This is a genomic window from Streptomyces coeruleorubidus, from assembly GCF_028885415.1.
In the GTDB taxonomy this organism is placed as follows: Bacteria; Actinomycetota; Actinomycetes; order Streptomycetales; family Streptomycetaceae; genus Streptomyces; species Streptomyces coeruleorubidus_A.
Map to the genome: position 1 here is coordinate 2,925,119 of NZ_CP118527.1, position 20,897 is coordinate 2,946,015.

The window sequence follows — 20,897 nt, forward strand, 5'->3', positions numbered from 1 at the left end:
CGGGATTTCGACCTAGGCCCCTTCACCAAGAGAAGGTCAAGATTTCGTTAGAGTGCCAAAGCAACGGAATAGTTGCCTGGACATACAAGGTTCACAGACCACGTAACCACGCAACTCCCGAACCCCCCGCCCCGGAGGCCCCACTCAATGACGCAGACGACGACAGTCCGTCCCGCCGGCAGAGCGAGCGGGGCCGTGGTCCCGGTACTCGCCTTCGCGGGCATCGTTGTCGCGGTGATGCAGACCCTGCTCGTCCCGGTCATCAAGGATCTGCCGCAACTGCTGGACACCGCCCCCAGCGACGCCACCTGGGTCCTGACCTCGACCCTCCTCTCGGGCGCGGTGGCCACCCCGATCATGGGCCGCCTCGGCGATCTCTACGGCAAGCGGCGCATGCTGATCACGAGCCTGTCGGTCATGGTCGTCGGCGCCCTGGTCAGCGCGTTCACCAGCGACCTGCTGCTCATGATCGCCGGACGTACGCTCCAGGGCTTCGCGATGGGCGCCATCCCGCTCGGCATCGGCCTGATGCGCGACATGCTGCCCCGCGAACGGCTCGGCTCGGCGATGGCCCTGATGAGCTCCTCCATAGGCGTCGGCGGCGGTCTCGCCCTGCCCGCCGCCGCCCTGGTCGCCCAGCACACCGACTGGCACGCCCTGTTCTACGGCGCCGCCGGACTCGGTGTCCTCGCCATCGCCCTCACCCTGCTCGTCGTGCCGGAGTCGCCGATGCGCGCCGAGGGCTCCTTCGACCTGCCGGGCGCACTCGGCCTGTCCACCGGGCTCGTGCTCTTCCTGCTGCCGATCACCAAGGGCAGCGACTGGGGCTGGTCCTCCGGCACCACGCTCGGCCTGTTCGCCGCCGCCGCGGTCGTCCTGGTCCTGTGGGGCGTGATGGAACTGCGCGTCAAGGCCCCGCTGGTCGACCTGCGCACCACGGCCCGTCCGGCCGTCCTCTTCACCAACCTCGCCTCGATCATGGTCGGCGTCTCCTTCTACGTCGTCTCCCTGGTCCTGCCCCAGCTGCTCCAGCTGCCGAAGTCCACCGGCTACGGCCTCGGCCAGTCGATGGTCGTCGCGGGTCTGCTCGTCGCGCCGCTCGGCCTGACGATGATGTTCACCGCGCCCGTCTACGCGCGGCTGTCCGCGAAGTACGGCCCCAAGGTCACCCTGATCCTCGGCCTGCTGATCATCGCGATCGGCTACGGCGCCGGCCTCGGCCTGATGAGCGCCGCCTGGCAGAGCCTGGTCATCTCGGTCCTGCTGGGCGCGGGCATCGGCCTCGCCTACTCCTCGCTGCCCGCGCTGATCGTGGGCGCGGTCCCGGCCTCGGAGACGGGCGCCGCGAACGGCCTCAACACCCTGATGCGTTCCATCGGTACGTCGGTGTCGAGCGCCGTGATCGGCATGGTGCTGGCGAACACCGCGGACAACGTCGGCGGCGTCGAGATCCCGACCATGCACGGCTTCCGGGTCTCCTTCCTGATCGCGACGGGCGCCGTGGCCGTAGGCCTGCTCCTGGCGCTGTTCCTGCCGGGCCGCCGCCCGTCGGACAAGCCGCAGCTGCGCGCCGGCAGCGAGGAGGACGCGGCACTGGAGCGCGCCGAGCAGGTCCTGCGCGGCTTCCGCGGCCGCGTGCTGGCGGCCGACGGCACGCCGGTCGCCCGCGCCAAGGTCACGCTGATCGACCGCCGGGGCCGCCAGGCCGGCGCGACGCTCTCCGCCGAGGACGGCGCCTACGCGCTCACCGTCCCGGCCGGTGGCTCGTACGTCGTGGCCGCCCGCGCCACGGGCCACGCCCCGCTCGCCTCGTCCGCGACCCACGCGGGCGACGAGCGGCCGGTCGACCTGGACCTGCCGCTGCCGGGCGAGACGGTCTCCGCCTGACCTCGCTGCTCACCCGTACCCCCTGTCACCCTCCGACCGGAGGTACGGCACCATGAGCGATCGGACACTCGTACGACCGGAAGGAACCCCATGCCCGCGGCCCCGAAGCCCGAGATCCTGGCCGCGTTCGAGGCGGCGAAGGGGTTCATGCCCGTGGGCGAGGGGCTGGCCCTGTACGCGGCGGCGGCGGAGGCCGGGCGGCTCAGGCTGCCGCTCCTGGAGGTCGGCACGTACTGCGGCCGGTCCACCATCCTGCTCGCCGACGCGGCCCGCGAGGCCGGGGTCTGCGCGCTGACCGTCGACCACCACCGCGGCAGCGAGGAGCAGCAGCCGGGCTGGGAGTACCACGACCCGGAGACGGTCGACCCCGAGCTCGGCCTGATGGACACCCTGCCCACGTTCCGCCGCACCCTGCACCGGGCGGGCCTGGAGGACCACGTGGTGGCCCTGGTCGGCCGCTCCCCGCAGATCGCGGCGATCTGGCAGACCCCTGTCGGCTTCGTCTTCATCGACGGCGGCCACACGGACGAGCACGCCACCGCCGACTACGAGGGCTGGGCCCCGCACGTGGCCGAGGGCGGCCTGCTCGCCATCCACGACGTCCACCCCGACCCGCAGGACGAGTTCACCGGCCAGGCCCCCTACCGCGTCTACCTCAGGGCCCTCGCCTCCGGCGCGTTCACGGAGGTCTCGGCCACGGACTCGCTGCGGGTCCTGCGGCGCACCGGCCCGGGCCTCTAGGGGAACGGCTGGGCGGGTGAACTGCGCGCCCCGCACCCCCTCCCGGTCGGCCCACGGGCGGCGTGGCGAGTCGGCGGGCGAGTGCCGCTGCCCAAGGATCCGGGCGCGTGGCACACACCTTCGCAGAGCTCGTGGAGAAGCAGCGCGCGGCGGACGATGCGTACGCCCGCGTGCGGCAACTACAGGACGCGTACGGTCCGCCCACCCAGACCACGTGGAGCGACCAGCAGACCACCACCTGGGAGACCGCCTGGCGAGCCTGGCGCGACCTCGCCCGCGACGTCCAGGCAGCGGTGACCGCGTACGCGAAGCAAGAGGGCACACCCCGCCAGGAGATCGAGGCACGGGTGAAGGAGGCGGTACGGCACGGGAGCCCCGACGGGAACGAGGAGTAGCCGCCACCCGCCGGGCCGTCCTCGCCCCGCTGCCGCCCGGCGACGGCCGCTAGGGTGGCAGACGTGTCGTACGTAGGCCCGGACTTCGAACCCCCCCAGCCCCGCCGCTCCCGCCGCGGCCCTCTGACCGTCGCGCTCGCCGCGCTGGTGCCCGGGGCGCTGCTCGGCTGGCTCGTGTACGAGACGGTGGGCGGCTCGGGGGACCAAGGCGGCTCGGGTCAGGCGACCGTACGGTCCTCCCCGCCCTCCGCGTCGGGCGCGCCCACCGACGACGGCAAGAAGCCGAGCGCCTCACCGACACCGACGGCGTCCTCGACCTCCGCGCCCGCCCCGGCCTCCGGCCCGCTCAAGGGGAAGGTCGTCGTCATCGACCCCGGGCACAACCCGGAGAACTTCCAGCACCCGTCCGAGATCAACCGCAAGGTGAACATCGGGACGAACTGGAAGGAGTGCGACACCACGGGCACGTCCACCAACGACGGTTACACCGAGGCGAAGTTCACCCTGGACGTGGCGCACCGGATGCGCACGCTCCTCGAAGAGCAGGGCGCCACGGTGAAGCTGACGCAGGACGGCGACCGGCCGTACGGCCCGTGCGTGGACGAGCGGGCCCGGATCGGCAACGAGGCGAAGGCCGACGCCGTGGTCTCGGTCCACGCGGACGGCTCCGGCACCGGCAACCGCGGCTTCCACGTCATCCTGCCCGGCGCGGTCCACGCGGGCGCCGCCGACACCCGCGCGATCGTCGCCCCCTCCCGCGACCTCGGCGAGCGCGTCGCGGGCCGCTTCGTCGCCGTCACCGGCAGCGCGCCGTCCAACTACATCGGCGACGGCACCGGTCTCGTCACGCGTAAGGACCTGGGCGGTCTCAATCTGTCAACGGTTCCCAAGGTGTTCATCGAGTGCGGCAACATGCGCGATAGCAAGGACGCGGCGCTGCTGACCAGTGGCGCGTGGCGGCAGAAGGCGGCGCAAGGGATCTCTGAGGGAATCGTGAGTTTCCTGCGCGGGTAGCTCTCGGCGGGCTGATCCGGGCGGACACCCTGGTCGGGCGGACGATAGTGTCCGTTCGTACGATGAGGGGCCACCCCCGCGCTTCACACCGGGGCCTGACGGCGACATGGTGACAGCGACGCCTCTACCGACGATGAGACGACCTACGAAGGACCTGAAGTGAATATCCGCTCCCTCACTCGAGGCGACGGCGTGGTGATCGGAGCAGCGGTGTTGCTGTTCGTCGCGTCGTTTCTCGACATCTACTCCGTCGACGGTGCTACGGGTCTCGACCTGCCGAACGCCTGGAGCAGCGGACCGCTCCTGGTGGGCGTCGTCCTGGCCGGCATCATCGGCGCCGCGCTTATCGTGGTCGCCCGGGGGCTGCCGCAGGTCCCCAAGGTCGCCGGTCTCGACCTCGGCCAGTTCGGCGTCGCCTTCACCGTCTTCGCTGCCTGGAGCGCGCTCGGCAACATCTTCGACCCGGCGGGCGGCGCGAACAACGTGGGCGACGGTTCCACCGGTCCCGACGCCGGCATTGGTCTGATCCTCGCGCTCGTCGCCACCCTGATTATGGCCGCCGCCGCCATCGCCTCCCCCCTCGTGCCCGCTCTCAAGGCCGCTCTCCTCCCGGCCCCCCGACCTGCCGCCCCCCAGCCCTACGGCGCCCAGCCCCCCGGCGGTTACGGCTACCCGGGCGCCCAGCAGCCGGGTGGCTACGGTCACCCGCAGCCGGGACAGCCCGGGCCCGGGCAGCCGGGTCAGCCCTACGCCAGTCAGCCCCAGCAGGCCCAGGCGCCGCAGCCCCCGGCCGGGGACTTCTCGCCGTTCTGGTTCGCCGTGCCGGTGCCACGCCCGCTGTTCGCCGAGGACGGCTCGCCGACGCCGATCGCCGAACTCGCCCCGGGCACTTGGTACCTGGCCGTCGAGCAGCGCGGCCCGGCCCTGGTCGCCCAGACGCAGGACGGCCGCCGCGGTGTCCTGCAGGACACGTCGGGCATCCAGCGCGGCTGAGGCCCCTGAACGACGTACGGCCCCTCACCCTTCCGGGTGGGGGGCCGTTGCCGTACAGTCGTCGCCCCGTCAGCTGACATACCGTCAGGAGGCAGGCATGCGGCTCGGTCTCGCGCTCGGCTACTGGGGCCGCGGCCCCTCACCCGACCATGTGCCGCTCGCGCAGGAGGCCGAGCGGCTGGGCTACGACTCGGTGTGGACGGCGGAGTCGTGGGGCTCGGACGCCTTCACGCCGCTCGCCTGGATCGCGGCGCACACCTCCCGCGTCCGACTGGGCACGGCCGTCGCACAGATGGCGGCCCGCCCGCCGACCACGACCGCGATGCACGCGCTGACCCTGGACCACCTCTCCGGCGGCCGCGTGATGCTGGGCCTCGGACTGTCCGGCCCGCAGGTCGTCGAGGGCTGGTACGGCCGCCCGTTCCCGAAGTCGCCGCTGACCGCGACCCGCGAGTACGTCGACGTCGTTCGGCAGGTACTGCGGCGGGAGGCGCCGGTGGAACTGGCCGGCCGCTTCCACTCCCACCCCTACCGGGGCCCCGACGCCACCGGTCTCGGCAAGCCGCTCAAGCCCGTCACCCACCCCCTGCGTCCCGGCCTGCCGGTCCTGCTCGGTGCCGAGGGGCCGAAGAACGTCGCGCAGACGATCCGGATCGCGGACGGCTGGCTGCCGCTGTACTGGTCTCCGACGCGGCCGAAGGAGGCGTACGGGGAGCGGGTCGCCGACCTGCCGGAAGGCTTCATGGTGGCGCCCATGGCCCAGGTGCGGGTCTGCGACGACGTGACGGAAGGCCTCCTGCCCGTCAAAGCCATGCTCGGCTTCTACATCGGCGGCATGGGGCACGTGGCCCGCAACTTCCACGCCGACCTCATGGCCCGCATGGGTTACGAGGGGGAGGCCCGCCGCATCCAGGAGTTGTTCCTGTCCGGCCGCAGGGACGAGGCCGTACTCGCCGTCCCGGACGCCTTCGCCGACGAGATCTCCCTGGTCGGTCCGCGAGAACGCATCGCGGAGCGGCTGGAGTTGTGGCGCAAGGGGCCGGTGACCGATCTGCTGGCGCTGGCTCCGGACCGACAGTCGCTGCGGGTGCTGGCGGAGCTCAACTCGTAGGCCTCGCACACTCCTTGACGGAGGCAGGCATTCCGGGGTCCGTCGCCCGCGGCACCGGGTATACCTCTGTGGTCCGTGCCGTGCGAGGCGTGAGGGGGGCTCATTGGGGCGGGGGCTGCGGCGCTTTCTCCTTCTGATGTTCACGACAGCGCTGCTGTGCATGATGCTCAGCGCGACCGCCCGGGCGGCGGACGACGGCTGCCACGCCGAACAGCTGAAGACAGCCCGTGTCACCGCATCGGTCCGCCTCAAGCACGAGGGCGAGGACTACAGCAGGGCCGAGGGCCGCCTCACGGTGAAGGTGCCCAAGTCGTGGCGCCTGGCGGCGGATCTGCTGCTGAACGGGGACACGGAGCGGTACCGGACTGCGATGCGGTGTCTGCTGCGCGATCCCGGCGCTCCTTTCCAGTACCGGGACACGGAGGGACGCGCGCATCCGCCGCGGGTGACGGTCCAGAAGAAATGGATGACGGTCGAGCATCGCGTCACCACGTGGGTCATCAATCTGCAGGACCGGGACTTCGGGCCCTGGCGCATCACTGAGGGCAACCGCCTGTGGACCCTGGAGTTGGTACGCCCTCCCGCACTGGAGAAGGCCTGGTGGCAGGAGGTGACCGTCGATCTGGGCGGGCGCGCCGCGCGGCGCGTCTCCCCGGCGCCGGACACCGGCTCCACGCACAGGCTGACCTGGGGCGCACAGAAGGCGGGAGGAAAGCCGCCCGAGGTGCGGGTTCTCCTTCAGCCGCCGGCGACCAAGGCCACGGCCGCGCGATGGGGCCAGATCCCCTGGTACGCGATGGACCGGCTGGCCTGGCTGCCCTTCGACGCGGTGATCCTTGCCTTGCTCCTGTCCGTGGTGCGCGCGGTGCGGGACGAGCCCGTCTCCTCGCCGCCCACCGACGCGGAGGAACACACGGTCCGCAATCTGCTGCACATGGGCTGGCTGGCGTTCGCGGTCACCGTCACCCAATACGTCACCAACGTGTTCCTGGAGCACATCGACGGTCTCGTCGTCGTGCTCCTCACGGGCCTGGCGGTGTGCGCCTTCGGCAGGCCCGGACGGGTCGCGGTCGCGCTCGTCGTCGCCGCCGCCGGTTACGTCGCCGCCGTGGTGTGCCGTCCTGACTGGTTCGCGCTGCCCTCCGGTCTGGAACTCGACTGGGCGGACGCCCCGGATGCGGTGCGGTGGTTCCGGGACGAGGGAGGCATGTACGCGTTCGTCTCGGCCTGCGCCTGCGTCGTCTTCGTCTGGCTGGTGGGCATCGTCTCCTCCCTGATGCGGCTGTGGCGGGCCTGCGACGCCACGGCTGCGGTGTCGTCCCGCGGACGCTTCCCGCTCAGCGTCCTGGGCGTGCTCATCTTCGTGTCGGCGGCTCTCCCGGCGGCGAGCGTGTGGACCGCGCAGAACGCGTGGGAAAGCCGGAGCTGGCTCAGCCGGCGCACCGCGGACGAGGACTACGGGCTGTGGCATGTGGCGTCGCTCTTCAACGACGACGTCCGCTGGTTCCCCGAGGCGTGGGTGGACTGGTTCAGCATGGAGTACTTCTGGTGGTGGGGCCCGTCCCTGGCGATCGTGGCCGTGCTGCGCGCCCGGCACAGGGCGGCGGCTGAGCCGGCCGTGCTCCCGTCGCCGGCGGAGGTACGGACCCTGAAGGCGTTCTTCGTGGTCGCGGTCGCGCCGCTCGTCGGCTGGTACGCCGGTGTCCCGCTTCCCCTGCCGCCGCTGCTGGCGCTCTGGCTCGCGCTGACCGCGCTGCTGGCCTTCGGCGCCAGGCGCTCGGTCCTGTACCGGGAGCTGCTGCCCGGTGTCCGGGTGCACGAGGTGGTCAGGGAGTTCGACAGGCGGCGGCTCCTCAAGGCGGCCCGGCGCCACCGCGAGCTGCACGCGCAGCTGCGCCGCGTCGAGCAGGGCCAGCAGGACGGTCAGCGGGCCGAGTTGGAGCACGAGCTGGACCGGCTGAACCGGCTGCCGCACCCGTCCCCTCCCCCCGGCCTCCCCAACACCTGGGTCCGGCTGCCGCACTCCGCGGGGCCGGTGGAGCTGGCCCTGGCCTGGGGGCCGCGCACGACCTGGTGGGGCAACGCCTGCCGGGCCGCGTACTTCGCCACGCTGGCCTCGGTGCCGACGGCCGGCGTACTGCTCTGGGCCGAACATGTCAGGGGGACGCTGTGGACCGACAAGTTCGTGGAGCGCTTCGGGTTCGTCGACACGGTGGCGTCCCTGATGAGCATGGGGATCACCTGGGCGGGCGCCGGGTTCACGCTGGGCGCCCTGTGGCGCGTACTGCCCGGCCGTCGCGGTCCCGTGCGGGCGTTCTGGCTGTCCCTCGTGTACGCGGTCCCCGCCTTCGTGCACTGGATCGGTGTCCGGCTCGTCGACCAGCCCTTCGACACCTGGGCGCTCAACGTCAGCCTCACGCTGCTCGTCCTCACCGTGACCGGGGTCGCGATGGACATCGACACCTTCCGCAGAGAGGGGCACTACTGGCCCACCAAGGCGGGCCTGCTGCTGTCGGTGTACCAATGGCGTACGGCCTCGCTCCAAGTGGCGTTCCTCGTGGCCCAGGTCGTGGCACTGGTGACCATCTGGCAGCAGCTCAAGGGGGCTGAGCCGATGGTGCTGATCGAGCGGGACCCCAGCGAGGGCGTCGGCGGCGGTGGTTCCGGGAGCGCGCCCTGACCGCGAAGGCCTTGGGGGCGTCGCAGGGCAGGCGGGACTTTGCCGACACCCCCTAAGGGTTTATCCGGCACTTGGCGGGCAACCCGATGGACATGTCCCCTCGATATCGCAATGGTGCGAATCAGGCCGGCACGATCATCGCGGTCGTGGCCGACATCATGGCCCTCATCCTGGGCCTGTGGATTCTGATGTACCTGCTGGACGCGAACCGGGCGAACGACTTCGTCCAGTTCATCCACGACGCGGCCCGCTGGCTGGCGGGTTGGTCCCACGACCTCTTCACGTTCGACGAGGCCTGGGCCCGAGTGGTCGCCGGCTACGGCCTGGCAGCGGTGGTCTACCTGTTCGTGGGCCACGCGATCGCCAATCGCGCACATCGGCACTGACAACCACCCGAGCTCCTAGGCGCAGCAGTCCGACTCCAGCCCCCCAGGCAGGCCCTCGCCGCCGAAGACCCGGCACGTGGCCTCATGACCCCCCAGCGCGGCGACGGCCAGCAGCAGCGACCCCGCCGTCCACGTCGTCAACTCGCGCGGCCAGATCGCCTTGTCCTCGAAGACGTACCCCGTCCAGTACAGGCCGCTGGCCGGATCGCGCAGGTGCTGGATCGACTGGAGGACCTCCAGCGCGCGGTCCGACTCCCCCATCGCCCAGAGCGCCAGCGCCAGTTCCGCGGACTCGCCCCCTGTCACCCACGGGTTGGGGACCACGCACCGAACCCCCAGTCCCGGGACGACGAACCGGTCCCAGTCGTCCTCTATGCGGGCCTTGGCCTCCGCACCGGTCAGGGCGCCGCCGAGCACGGGGTAGTACCAGTCCATCGAGTAACGGTTCTTGTCGAGGAACCGCTCCGGATGCCGGCGTATCGCGTGCCGCAGCGCGCCCGCCGCCAACTCCCAGTCCGGCTGCGCCTCTTCCCGCTGCTCGGCGATCGCCAGCGCGCACCGCAGGGCGTGGTGGATGGAGGAGCTGCCCGTGAGCAGGGCGTCCGCCGTGTCCGTGCCGTCGTCGTCGCGCCGCCAGCCGATCTGCCCGCCCGGCTGCTGCAGGCGCAGCACGAACTCCACCGCCGCGTACACCGCCGGCCACATCCGCTCCAGGAACGTGTCGTCGCCGGTGGAGAGGTAGTGGTGCCAGACGCCGACGGCTATGTAGGCGACGAAGTTGGTCTCCCGGCCCCGGTCGGTGACGTCGGCGAAGTCCCCGTCCGCATAGGCCGCGTACCAGGAGCCGTCCTCGTTCTGGTGCCGGGCCAGCCACAGGTAGGCCCGTTCGGCGGCCTCGTGTTCACCGGCCGCGTCGAGGGCCATCGCGGCCTCGACGTGGTCCCACGGGTCGAGGTGGTGTCCCCGGAACCACGGGATCGCGCCGTCCTCGCGCTGCACGGCGAGGATGCCGGCGACGGTCGCGGCGGCCTGCCCGGCGGTCAGGACCCCGGGCAGGACCAGATGTTCCGTCCGGGGAGTCGTCACCGGGCGTCCGCCCCGGTGTCGGAAAGACGCGGCAGGTGCGGCTTGGTCGCGTACGCCACGAAGCTCTTGCCGATCAGCGGGTTCAGCGCCTGCTCCGCGACCCGGGTGGCCAGCGGTCTCTTCATGATGTCCCAGACCAGGAGCTTGTGGTACGCCCGCACCGGCAGCGCCTTGTCGTTGTCGACGCCGAAGGCGCACTTCAGCCACCAGTACGGGGAGTGCAGGGCGTGGGCGTGGTGCGTGCCGTACGGCTCCAGCCCGGCCTCGCGGATCTTCTCGAGCAGCTCGTCCGCCTTGTAGATGCGGATGTGGCCGCCCTCGACCTCGTGGTAGGCGTCGGACAGGGTCCAGCAGACCTTCTCGGGGCCGTAGCGCGGGACGGTGACGGCGATGCGCCCGCCGGGCCTCAGCACGCGCACCATCTCCGCGAGGACGCCCTTGTCGTCCGGGATGTGCTCCATCACCTCGGAGATGATCACGACGTCGAAGGACTCGTCGGGGAAGGGCAGGGCGAGGGCGTCGCCCTCCATGGCCGTGGCGGTGGCGCCCTCGGGGGCCTCGCCGGCCTCCTTCATCGCCGCGAACCACTTGGCGACCTCGCGGATCTCCTCGGCGTTCTGGTCCAGCGCCACTACCTGCGCGCCGCGCCGATAGCACTCGAAGGCGTGCCGGCCGGCACCGCAGCCGAGATCCAGGACTCGGTCGCCCGGGGCGAGCGGGAACCGGGAGAAGTCGACGGTCAGCACGTGGCCCTGCTTTCGGAGTTGACGCCTTCTACATCTGTGGTGGCTGCGGAGACAGCACCTGCGGGAGCCGCGGAACGGCCGGAGGCCAGGGACGCCGGCTGGTCGACGCCCGCTGCGGGGCGGCCGGAAGCCGGGGCCGCCGAGCGGTCGCCGTCCACCGCGGAGCCGCCGGAAACAAGGGAGGCGGAGTCAACGCCCGCTGCGGAGCGGTCGGAAACCACAGACGCACCGCCGCCGGAAACCACAGACTCACCGCCGCCGGAAACCACGGCCCCCGAGCGGTCACCGCCCACCACGGAGTCGGCAGAACCCAGGGACCCCGAGCGGTCACCGCCCACCGCGGAACCGCCGGAGGCCGGGGGCGTCGAGCGGCCCTCGGCGTCACCCCCGGCGCGGGCGATCGCCTCGCGGTACCGCGCCACCGTGCCCTCCGCCGCCCTGGCCCAGGTGAAGTGCCGCAGGACCCGTTCCCGCCCGGCCGCTCCGAGCCGCGCACGCAACTCCGCGTCGCCCAGCAGGCGGCCCAGCCCGGCCGCCAGTGCCTGCGAGTCGCCCGGCGGCACCGCCAGGCAGGTCTCCCCGTCCCGGCCGGCGACCTCGGGGATCGCGCCGCCGGTCGTGGCGAGCAGGGGCGTCCCGGTCGCCATGGCCTCGGCGGCCGGCAGCGAGAAGCCCTCGTAGAGCGACGGTACGCACGCGACCTGTGCCGAGCGCACGAGGTCGACGAGTTCCGCGTCGGAGATGCCCTTGACGAACTCGACGGCGCCGTCGAGGCCGTACCGCTCCATCGCCTGGGCGACGGGTCCTTCGGCCGGACGCTTGCCGACGACGACGAGGTGGGCGCCGGGGTGCTCGGTACGTACCTTGGCGAGCGCCTCGACGAGATGGACGAGGCCCTTCAGCGGCACGTCCGCGCTGGACGTCGTCACGATCCGCCCCGGCACGACCGGCACGGACGGGTCCGGCGAGAACAGGTCGGTGTCGGCGCCGATGTGGACCACGTGGATGCGGTCCTGGCGTACGCCGAGGTGGTCGACGATCTCCTGGCGGGACGTGCCGGAGACGGTGAGCACGGACGGCAGCCGCCGCGCGACGCGCTTCTGCATGCGCGTGAAGGCGTACCAGCGCCGCACGGAGAAGCGCCGCTGCCAGCCCTGGGCCGCGTCCAGCTCCAACTGCCGGTCCACGGTGATGGGGTGGTGGATCGTGGTCACCAGGGGCGCGCCCACGTCTCCCAGCAATCCGTACCCGAGCGTCTGGTTGTCGTGGACGACGTCGAACTCGCCGCGGCGGGCACGCAGATGGCGGCGGGCGCGCAGCGAGAACGTCAGTGGTTCGGGGAAGCCGCCGGTCCACATGGTCGCGACTTCGAGCGCGTCGATCCAGTCGCGGTACTCGTCACGCTTCGGCGTGCGGAAGGGATCCGGCTGGCGGTAGAGGTCGAGGCTGGGCAGCTCGGTGAGGCTCAGTCCGTCGTAGCCCTCGTCGAGCACGGGATACGGCTGTGCGCCGATGACCTCGACCCGGTGGCCGAGGCGGGCCAGTTCGCGTGAGAGGTGCCGGACGTAGACGCCCTGACCGCCGCAGAACGGGTTCCCTTTATAGGTGAGGAGCGCGATGTCGAGCGGTCGCAAGCCGTCGGCCGCGGGGTCCTCCGGAGCCCCGGCCTCGCTGGCCTCAGCGGTCACTCTCGGCCCCCTTCTCCCTGCTCCGTCCCGCGAGATTACGCCGGGACGCTAATCTAGAACAAGTTTCAGACTTGATCGTCCGGAGGCTCTGAATCTACCGGCAGGTAGGGGCGCTGTGACCAGTGGATCAGGTGATTCACGCCACGGCCGGTGCCGTGCCATGCTGTCTGATCACTCGTCCTCACGGACGGTCACGGAACGGGACCGGACCATGCCCGCGGAAGCCAAGGTGAGCGCCAAGGTGAACAAGGTGGCCAAGGTGGATGCCAGCGCCGCAGCCTCCGCCTCCCCGCCCCTGACGGAGCGGCAGGAGGCCCGCCGTCGCCGCATCCTGCACGCGAGCGCGCAGCTGGCCAGCCGGGGCGGTTTCGACGCCGTGCAGATGCGCGAGGTCGCGGAGTCCTCGCAGGTGGCGCTCGGCACCCTGTACCGCTACTTCCCCTCCAAGATCCATCTGCTGGTCGCCACCATGCAGGACCAGCTGGAGCACATGCACGGCACGCTGCGGAAGAAGCCCCCGCAGGGCGAGACGGCGGCCGAGCGGGTCGCGGAGACGTTGATGCGGGCCTTTCGCGCCCTCCAGCGCGAACCGCATCTGGCCGACGCGATGGTCCGCGCGCTCACCTTCGCCGACCGCAGTGTGAGCCCGGAGGTCGATCAGGTCTCGCGGCAGACGACGGCGATCATCCTGGACGCGATGGGGCTGGAACACCCCACTGCGGAGCAGCTGTCGGCGGTCCGGGTCATCGAGCACACCTGGCACTCGGCCCTCATCACCTGGCTGTCCGGCCGCGCCTCCATCGCCCAGGTCAAGATCGACATCGAGACGGTGTGCCGCCTGATCGACCTGACGGCGCCGGACGCACATGGATGACCTACGAGACGGGTTCCCTTCGCCGGCATGGTCCGGATCAGGTTATGGGGGTCGCCTTCCGGTCGCCTGGCCTTTCGACCCTGCGACCTTCCGGCCTCTCAGCCCTACCGTCGCAGTCGGCACCGGCGGAAGCCGGAGCTTCCAGCCAAAGTCGGCTACTCCGGTCGGACTCCCTCACTCGTCCCGTAGGCCTATATCCAGATTAGAACTTCTGTCCGCCAAGAAAAGCCCCTGTGCGGGATTTTTTACCTAAATGTCCCGAGTAGCCCATACGGCCCTGCTTGAGGCCCCCGTCGCCGCGACGAGACCCCGATCCGGAAGGAACATGAGGGAGTCAGAGTGACTTATCGGGCAGAAGTGAAAGGGCAATCCCATGCCGAAGTACCTCTTCAAGGTGAAGCTGACCCCGGACGGGCTGAAGGGTCTGCTCAAGGAAGGCGGGAGCGCGCGGCGTGACGTCGTCGGGCGCATGATCGAAGGCCTCGGGGGCCGGGTCGAGACGATGTACTGGGCCTTCGGCGAGGACGACGTCTACGTCACGGCGGAGCTGCCGGGCAACACCTCCGCCGCGGCCTTGGGCATGGTCGTCTCGGCGGCCGGCGGGGTCCGCACGAGCACGGTCGTCCTGCTGTCGGCCGAAGAGGTCGACGAGGCCGTCCGGCAGCAGGTGGACTACCGGGCACCCGGCGCCTGACGGGCCCTCCGCCTGATCCAGACGACAGGCCCTACTCCTCCGGCGGGAACACCGGCTCCCCGCTGTCCCCCAGCGTGATCGTGATCGCCTCCACCGGACAGTTCTCCGCCGCCTCCAGCACCCGCTCGTTCGCGTCCGTGTCCGGGGCGACCGGATGGGACTGCCGGGCGGAGTCCAGGCGGAAGCCGTCCGGCGCGTGGTGGAGGCACTGGGCGGAGCCGATGCACAGGGAGCGGTCGACCTCGACGTGCCAGCGGTCGCCCATCGCTACGCGTCCGCCGGGAGGTGGATCATCTTGTGCTCCAGGTACTCGCCGTACCCCTCCGGCCCGAACTCCCGCCCCAGGCCCGAGTTCTTGTAGCCGCCGAAGGGGCCCAGCATGTCCAGGCTGAAGGTGTTGACCGAGTACGTGCCCGTACGGACCTGCCGGGCGATCTCGATGCCGTGCTCGACGTCCGCCGTCCACACGCTGCCGCTCAGTCCGTAGTCGGAGTCGTTGGCGATCTTCACGGCGTCGGACTCGTCGTCGTAGGGCAGCAGGCAGATCACCGGGCCGAAGATCTCCTCGCGGGCGATGCGCATGGAGTTGTCGACGTCGCCGAAGAGGGTCGGCTCGACGTACCAGCCGCGGTCGAGGCCGGCCGGGCGTCCGCCGCCGGTCAGGATCTTCGCGCCCTCCTCCTGGCCGATGCGTATGTAGTCGAGGTTGCGCCGCTGCTGCCGCCTGGCCACCAGCGGGCCCACGTGGGTGGCCGGGTCCAGCGGGTCGCCGACCGTCAGCGCGCCCGCCGCGGCGGCCAGGGCGTCGGCGAACTCGTCGTAACGGGAGCGCGGGAGGAGGATGCGGGTCTGGGCGACGCAGGCCTGCCCGTTGTTCATCCAGGCCGCGGGGGCGATGCCCGCCACGGCCGTCTCCACGTCCGCGTCGGGCAGGACGACGGCCGCCGACTTGCCGCCCAGTTCGAGGGTCACGCGGGTGAGGTTGCGGGCCGCCACCTCCATCACTCGCTTGCCGGCCGCGACCGACCCGGTGAAGGACACCTTGTCGACGCCGGGGTGCCCGACCAGGTACTCGCTCACCTCCCGGTCCGCGGGCAGGATCGACAGCACGCCCTCCGGCAGCCCGGCCTCCGTCGCGATCTCGCCGAGCAGGTACGCGTCCAGCGGTGACTCGGGCGAGGGCTTGAGCACGGCCGTGCAGCCGGTGAGAAGGGCGGGGGCGAGCTTGGCGGCGGCGACGAACTGCGGGACGTTCCAGGGGACGACGGCGGCGACCACCCCGACGGGCTCCCGCCGAACGAGGATGCGGCCGAGCACGCCGTCGCGCCGCTCCTCGTACGTGAAGTTCCGCGCGACGGTGATCGCCGAGTCCCAGACCATGACGGCACCGAGGGCCTGGGCGAGGACGCTCCAGGAGTACGGCGAGCCGTTCTGGGCGGAGATCACACGGGCGATCTCGTCGTGCCGGGCGGCGATCCCGTCCTTGATCCTGCTCACGACCTCGATCCGCTCGTCGAGGCTCATGCGCGGCCAGGGTCCCTCGTCGAAGGCCCGCCGGGCCACCCCCACGGCCCGGTCCACATCCGCCGTCGAGGCGTGCGGGACGCGCCCGATGACCTCTTCCGTGTGCGGCGAGATCACCTCGATGACGTCCGTACCCAGGGGGTCGGTCAACTCCCCGCCGACGAACAGCTGTCCGTGTTCCACGAGCTCGGTCATGGCCGACTGCCTTCACATCTGACGGTGTTTCAGAAACTGATACCAGTTCTCGTTATAGTGGGCAATGGCCGTATGGCCGTGGAACGGAGGGCGGTTGACTTCTCCCTCTCCTGAAGGAGGGGGATTCTCACGGCTCGCGCTGTGAGGGTTTCTGCTTCGTCGCCGACTGCCCGCCCGGAGTGCTCCGTTGAGGTCTTACACCGGCTCCACAGACTGTCACCGCCAGCCCGGCGGCCAGAAGGTTCTTCGCCGCGTTCACGTCCCGGTCGTGGGTCGTGCCACAGCTGTCGCACGTCCAGGTACGGACGTGCAGCGGCATCTTGTCCTGCAAGGCACCGCAGTGGGAGCACAGCCTGGACGAGGGGAAGAAGCGGTCCACCGCGATCACTTCCCGCCCGTACCAGGCGGCCTTGTACTCCATAAGGCTCCGGAACTGGGCCCAGGCGGCATCCGAGATGGCCCGGGCCAGCTTCCGGTTCCTGACCATGGTGCGCACGGTCAGGTCCTCGATCACGAGCGTTTGGTTTTCACGCACGAGTCGGGTGGTCAGTTTGTGCAGGTGGTCACGGCGCCGGTCGGCGATCCTCGCGTGGATCCTCGCGACCTTCCTGCGGGCCTTGGCCCGGTTGTTGGACTCCTTGGCCTTGCGGGACAGTTCCCGCTGGGCCTTCGCCAGGCGGGCGCGGTCACGGCGCTCGTGCCGGAGGTTGGCGACCTTCTCGCCGGTGGAGAGGGTCAGCAGGTGGTCCAGGCCGACATCCACGCCGATGGCCGTATCGGCGGCCGGGAGCGGCTTGACGCCGGGGTCGTCGCACAGGAGGGAGACGAACCAGCGTCCGGCCGCGTCCTGGGAGACGGTCACCGTGGACGGCGTCGCCCCCTGCGGGAGCGGGCGCGACCACACGATGTCCAGCGGTTCGGTCATCTTCGCCAGGGTCAGCTTCCCGTCGCGGAAGCGGAATCCGGACGTGGTGTACTCGGCGGACCTGCGCGACTTCTTCCGCGATTTGAAGCGCGGATACTTCGCCCGCTTGCCGAAGAAGTTCGTGAACGCCGTCTGCAGGTGCCGCAGACACTGCTGCAGCGGCACCGACGACACATCGTTGAGGTAGGCCAGTTCCTCGGTCTTCTTCCACTCCGTCAGCATGGCCGAGGTCTGGTTGTAGTTGACCCGTTCCTGACGCGCCCACGCTTCGGTGCGGGCCGCGAGGGCCATGTTGTAGACCTTGCGCACACAGCCGAACGTGCGCGACAGCTCAGCTGCCTGCGCATCGGTCGGGTAGAAGCGGTACTTGAACGCCCGCTTCACGCACGTCGTGGGCACGCTCACAAACTAGCGTCCCCACAGGTAACGATCAAACCTGCGAGTCAGAGCACTGCGATCCGCCCTGGCGGCGAATCACAGCACCCTGCCCTGCTCCGCAGGAGTTCGATTCCTCCCCCGCCTGAAGGCGGGGGTCTCCTCGGAGGCAACTGATGAAGAGCAGCCAGGACCGCGAGCCCATACCGGGGGTGTACGACCATGGCGGAGGCGTCCGGTCCGTCCGGGTGCCCATCCCGGACAACCCCCTCGGCCACACGCTGGTGTACGTCGTCGACACCGACCGGGGCCCGGTACTGATCGACACCGGCTGGGACGACCCGGCGTCCTGGGACATCCTCGCGTCGGGCCTCACCGCCTGCGGCACCTCGGTCGACGGGATCCACGGCGTGGTCGTCACCCACCACCACCCGGACCACCACGGCCTGTCCGGCCGGGTCCGTGAGGCCTCGGGCGCGTGGATCGCGATGCACGCTGCGGACACCGCGGTCGTACGGCGGACCCGCGAGGCCCGTCCCGAGCACTGGTTCTCGTACATGACGGCCAAGCTCACCGCCGCCGGTGCGCCCGAGGAGCACATCGCCCCGCTGCGCGCGGCCCGGCCCCGCGCCCTGCCCGGCCTCTCCCCCGCCCTGCCCGACCGCGACATCGTCCCGGGCGAACTCCTCGACCTCCCCGGCCGCCGCCTGCGTGCGATCTGGACCCCGGGGCACACGCCGGGCCACGTCTGCCTCCACCTGGAGGAGACCCACCCGGCGCAACTCCCCGGCCACGGCCGTCTGTTCTCCGGCGACCACCTGCTGCCCGAGATCACCCCGCACATCGGCCTCTACGAGGACCCCGACGACACCACCGTGACCGACCCCCTGGGCGACTACCTCGACTCCCTCGAACGCGTGGGCCGCCTCGCCCCCGCCGAGGTGCTCCCGGCCCACCAGCACCCGTTCCGCGACGCCCCCGCCCGCGTACGCGACTTGCTCGCCCACCACGAGACCCGCCTCACGGGCCTGCTGACCCTCCTCACCGAGCCGCTCACCCCCTGGCAGCTCGCCGAGCGCATGGAGTGGAACCGCCCCTGGGCCGACATCCCCCACGGCTCCCGCACCATCGCCGTCTCGGAGGCCGAGTCCCATCTGCGCCGCCTGGTCAAGCTGGGCCGGGCGGAGCCGGTGCCGGGGAGCGAGCCCGTGACGTACGTGGCGGTGCAATGAGGTGGCAAACCCGGCGGAGGACAGGCCGCCGGGATGCTACGAAACGGCCATGAAAACCATGGACCCCATGGAACGCCTCCTCGCCGAACGCGCCTGCGCGCGCCTGATCCTCGACTTCGTCCACCGGCTCGACCTCGGCGAACCCTCCTCCGTCGCCGACCTGTTCACCGAGGACGGCGTCTGGCGGTGGCCGGAGGGCGAGCGGCTGGTCAAGGGCCGAGACGCCCTGCGCACCTACTTCGGCTCCCGCCCCGCCGACCGGCTGTCCCGCCGCCTGATGTCCAACGTCCTGGTCACGGTGACGTCCCCGGAGGCGGCCACGGCGATTTCGTACTTCACCACGTACCGCGTAGACGGCTACGACGGCGGCATGGTCCCGGCCGGGCCGCCGGTCCAGATCGGGCACTACGAGGACACGTTCCACAAGGCCGACGGCACCTGGCTGCTCGCCTCCCGGACGCTGCACCTGCCCTTCGGCGGAGCCACCCCGCGGGCGAACTCGCCTTTGGCATAAGCCGGATGACGTCGGGGCGGGGCCCCTAGGATGAGTGTGCCGCGGCGCTCGCAGGCCTGCGGAGTTGCGTTCCACCGCAAGGAGACATGCCCATGGGCACCCAAGAGGCCGCTCGTACGACGCCCGGCTGCGGAGCCCTGGACGGCAGATCGGCCGGGCCCATGGTGCCGCGGCTGGCGCTGGGCGCACGGCTGCGCCGGCTGCGGGAGGAGCGCGGCATCGGGCGGGCGGACGCGGGGCATGTCATCCGGGCCTCCTCGTCCAAGATCAGCCGGATGGAGGCCGGCCGGCACGGGTTCAAGCTGCGGGACGTCGCCGATCTGCTCACGCTCTACGGCGTCACGGACGAGGCCGAGCGCGCGACCCTGCTGGCGCTGGCCGAGCAGGCCAACACCCCCGCCTGGTGGCAGTACTACAGCGATGTGGTGCCCGCCTGGATGCAGACCTATCTCGGCGCCGAGCAGGCGGCGAGCGTCATCCGCTGCTTCCATGTCCAGCGCGTTCCCGGGCTGCTCCAGACCGCCGACTACGCACGGGCCTCCATCCGGCTCGCCCACCCGGACGCCGGCGCGCAGGAGACGGACCGCCGGGTCGCGCTGCGGATGACCCGCCAGCGGATTCTGCACCGGCGGCCGGCGACCCGGCTGTGGGCGGTGATCGACGAGGCGGCGCTGCGTCGCCCGGTGGGCGGCCTGGCCGTCATGCGCGCCCAGCTCAGGCATCTCATCGAGATCTGCGGGCTCCCGCAGGTCACGGTCCAGATCCTGACCTTCCGCGCCGGCGGTCACGCCGCGGAGGGCGGCCCGGTCACGATTCTGCGCCTGCCCGGCGGCGAGTTGCCCGACGTGGTCTACCTCGAACAGCTCACCACCGGGCTCTATCCCGACCGGCCGGCCGAGATCGAGAGCTACTGGGACGCGATGAACCGGCTGGTGGTCGAAGCCGAGTCACCGGACGAGACTCCGACCATCCTCCACCGCATCCTCCAGGAGACCTGAGGGGTCAACGTTTCAGGGCGACACCGCCGTACTGGTGCACCTCCGCGGGGAGATCCAGGGCGGCGGCGTCGGGGCGCCAGCGCGAGCAGGACGTCACGCCCGGTTCGAGCAGTTCCAGTCCGTCGAAGTAGCGGGCGATCTGCTCGGGGCTGCGCAGGATGTACGGGATCGAGCCGCCGTCGTTGTACTGCTGGATGGCCCGGACGTAGTCCTCGCTGGTGTCGGTGCTGTCGTACTGGACGAGGTAGCTTCCGGAGGGCAGGGCGTCCACCAGTTGCCGCACGATCGAGCGTGCCTCGTCGTGGTCCTCGACGTGGCCCAGGATGCCCATCAGCATGAGGGCGACGGGCTGGTCGAAGTCCAGCGTCCTGCCGGCCTCCCGGATGATCGTGCTCGGCTCGCGCAGGTCGGCGTCGACGTAGTTGGTGACGCCTTCCTGGGTGCTGGTGAGCAGCGCGCGGGCGTGGGCCAGCACCAGCGGGTCGTTGTCGACGTAGACGATCCGGCTGTCCGGGGCCGCCCGCTGGGCGATCTGGTGGGTGTTGTCCACGTTGGGCAGCCCGGTGCCGATGTCCAGGAACTGGCGGATGCCCTCTTCGGCGGCGAGATGGCGGACGGCGCGGGCGAGGAAGTAGCGGGCGGCGCGGGCTCCGGTCTCGATCCCCGGGAAGATCTCGCGGAACGCGTCACCGGCCACGCGGTCGACTTCGTAGTTGTCCTTCCCGCCCAGCCAGTAGTTCCAGATCCGGGCCGAGTGCGGCACGGAGGTGTCGATCTTGGGGAGCGGCTCCTGCCCGGAGTTCCCCGCCTGATCAGTCATGGACGCTCCTGCGTGTGGT

General features: G+C 71.1%; 20 protein-coding genes. 13 read left to right on the forward strand and 7 right to left on the reverse strand.

What is annotated here, in order from left to right; translation table 11 throughout:
• The first annotated feature begins 147 nt into the window (after window positions 1–147).
• The 8 genes from PV963_RS13575 (at window position 148) to PV963_RS13610 (ending at window position 9,207) form a co-directional block, all read left to right on the forward strand.
• Entirely contained in the window at window positions 148–1,887 is a 1,740-nt protein-coding gene (locus PV963_RS13575; protein WP_274815928.1) for an MFS transporter, read from the forward strand.
• A 90-nt stretch (window positions 1,888–1,977) separates the two neighbouring features.
• Window positions 1,978–2,628: a class I SAM-dependent methyltransferase gene (locus PV963_RS13580; RefSeq protein WP_274815929.1), complete on the forward strand. Its 651-nt coding sequence runs from the start codon at window positions 1,978–1,980 to the stop codon at window positions 2,626–2,628.
• A gap of 107 nt (window positions 2,629–2,735) precedes the next feature.
• Window positions 2,736–3,023 carry a hypothetical protein gene (locus PV963_RS13585; RefSeq protein ID WP_274815930.1) on the forward strand — a complete coding sequence of 96 codons (288 nt, stop codon included), beginning with the start codon at window positions 2,736–2,738 and terminating at the stop codon, window positions 3,021–3,023.
• Window positions 3,024–3,086: 63 nt separating this feature from the next.
• A complete protein-coding gene (locus PV963_RS13590) occupies window positions 3,087–4,037 on the forward strand; it encodes an N-acetylmuramoyl-L-alanine amidase (protein ID WP_274815931.1) in 951 nt (316 codons plus the stop codon).
• 159 nt (window positions 4,038–4,196) lie between these two features.
• Window positions 4,197–5,030, forward strand: coding sequence for a DUF5336 domain-containing protein (locus tag PV963_RS13595; RefSeq protein ID WP_274815932.1), 834 nt, complete (start codon window positions 4,197–4,199; stop codon window positions 5,028–5,030).
• A gap of 97 nt (window positions 5,031–5,127) precedes the next feature.
• A complete protein-coding gene (locus tag PV963_RS13600) occupies window positions 5,128–6,141 on the forward strand; it encodes an LLM class F420-dependent oxidoreductase (RefSeq protein WP_274815933.1) in 1,014 nt (337 codons plus the stop codon).
• A 136-nt stretch (window positions 6,142–6,277) separates the two neighbouring features.
• Complete coding sequence (locus tag PV963_RS13605; RefSeq protein ID WP_274815934.1) at window positions 6,278–8,821, forward strand: DUF6185 family protein; 2,544 nt, start codon at window positions 6,278–6,280, stop codon at window positions 8,819–8,821.
• A gap of 92 nt (window positions 8,822–8,913) precedes the next feature.
• Complete coding sequence (locus PV963_RS13610; protein ID WP_059416357.1) at window positions 8,914–9,207, forward strand: hypothetical protein; 294 nt, start codon at window positions 8,914–8,916, stop codon at window positions 9,205–9,207.
• Between the two features lie 15 nt (window positions 9,208–9,222).
• Here PV963_RS13610 and PV963_RS13615 read toward each other — a convergent pair whose 3' ends face one another.
• Genes PV963_RS13615 through PV963_RS13625 form a run of 3 tightly spaced genes read right to left on the reverse strand, consistent with a single transcriptional unit; the run spans window position 9,223 to window position 12,727 of the window.
• Entirely contained in the window at window positions 9,223–10,293 is a 1,071-nt protein-coding gene (locus PV963_RS13615; protein WP_274815935.1) for a prenyltransferase, read from the reverse strand.
• Complete coding sequence (locus PV963_RS13620; protein WP_274815936.1) at window positions 10,290–11,039, reverse strand: class I SAM-dependent methyltransferase; 750 nt, start codon at window positions 11,037–11,039, stop codon at window positions 10,290–10,292. The genes PV963_RS13615 and PV963_RS13620 overlap by 4 nt, the downstream gene beginning before the upstream one ends.
• Window positions 11,033–12,727: a glycosyltransferase family 4 protein gene (locus tag PV963_RS13625; RefSeq protein WP_274815937.1), complete on the reverse strand. Its 1,695-nt coding sequence runs from the start codon at window positions 12,725–12,727 to the stop codon at window positions 11,033–11,035. Before PV963_RS13625 ends, PV963_RS13620 begins: the two co-directional genes overlap by 7 nt.
• A gap of 211 nt (window positions 12,728–12,938) precedes the next feature.
• Here PV963_RS13625 and PV963_RS13630 point away from each other — a divergent pair, with 211 nt between their 5' ends.
• Both PV963_RS13630 and PV963_RS13635 read left to right on the forward strand, forming a co-directional pair.
• Complete coding sequence (locus tag PV963_RS13630) at window positions 12,939–13,601, forward strand: TetR family transcriptional regulator (protein ID WP_274815938.1); 663 nt, start codon at window positions 12,939–12,941, stop codon at window positions 13,599–13,601.
• A 373-nt stretch (window positions 13,602–13,974) separates the two neighbouring features.
• Window positions 13,975–14,295 carry a GYD domain-containing protein gene (locus PV963_RS13635; protein WP_274815939.1) on the forward strand — a complete coding sequence of 107 codons (321 nt, stop codon included), beginning with the start codon at window positions 13,975–13,977 and terminating at the stop codon, window positions 14,293–14,295.
• A 31-nt stretch (window positions 14,296–14,326) separates the two neighbouring features.
• Here PV963_RS13635 and PV963_RS13640 read toward each other — a convergent pair whose 3' ends face one another.
• The 3 genes from PV963_RS13640 to PV963_RS13650 form a co-directional block, all read right to left on the reverse strand.
• Window positions 14,327–14,560 carry a ferredoxin gene (locus tag PV963_RS13640; RefSeq protein WP_274815940.1) on the reverse strand — a complete coding sequence of 78 codons (234 nt, stop codon included), beginning with the start codon at window positions 14,558–14,560 and terminating at the stop codon, window positions 14,327–14,329.
• Between the two features lie 2 nt (window positions 14,561–14,562).
• Window positions 14,563–16,014 (reverse strand): aldehyde dehydrogenase, encoded by a 1,452-nt coding sequence (locus tag PV963_RS13645; protein ID WP_274815941.1) that lies wholly within the window; start codon window positions 16,012–16,014, stop codon window positions 14,563–14,565.
• A 127-nt stretch (window positions 16,015–16,141) separates the two neighbouring features.
• A complete protein-coding gene (locus PV963_RS13650) occupies window positions 16,142–17,338 on the reverse strand; it encodes an RNA-guided endonuclease InsQ/TnpB family protein (RefSeq protein WP_274815942.1) in 1,197 nt (398 codons plus the stop codon).
• 152 nt (window positions 17,339–17,490) lie between these two features.
• On the opposite strand from PV963_RS13650, the gene PV963_RS13655 reads away from it, so the two are divergent.
• The 3 genes from PV963_RS13655 to PV963_RS13665 all read left to right on the forward strand — a co-directional run bounded on the left by PV963_RS13655 (window position 17,491) and on the right by PV963_RS13665 (window position 20,058).
• Window positions 17,491–18,546 (forward strand): MBL fold metallo-hydrolase, encoded by a 1,056-nt coding sequence (locus tag PV963_RS13655; RefSeq protein WP_425540891.1) that lies wholly within the window; start codon window positions 17,491–17,493, stop codon window positions 18,544–18,546.
• 58 nt (window positions 18,547–18,604) lie between these two features.
• Window positions 18,605–19,060 carry a nuclear transport factor 2 family protein gene (locus tag PV963_RS13660; RefSeq protein ID WP_274822013.1) on the forward strand — a complete coding sequence of 152 codons (456 nt, stop codon included), beginning with the start codon at window positions 18,605–18,607 and terminating at the stop codon, window positions 19,058–19,060.
• A 92-nt stretch (window positions 19,061–19,152) separates the two neighbouring features.
• Window positions 19,153–20,058, forward strand: coding sequence for a helix-turn-helix domain-containing protein (locus PV963_RS13665; RefSeq protein ID WP_425540892.1), 906 nt, complete (start codon window positions 19,153–19,155; stop codon window positions 20,056–20,058).
• Window positions 20,059–20,062: 4 nt separating this feature from the next.
• Here PV963_RS13665 and PV963_RS13670 read toward each other — a convergent pair whose 3' ends face one another.
• On the reverse strand, window positions 20,063–20,878 hold the full coding sequence (locus PV963_RS13670; protein ID WP_274815943.1) for an SAM-dependent methyltransferase: 816 nt from the start codon (window positions 20,876–20,878) through the stop codon (window positions 20,063–20,065).
• Window positions 20,879–20,897 lie beyond the last annotated feature (19 nt).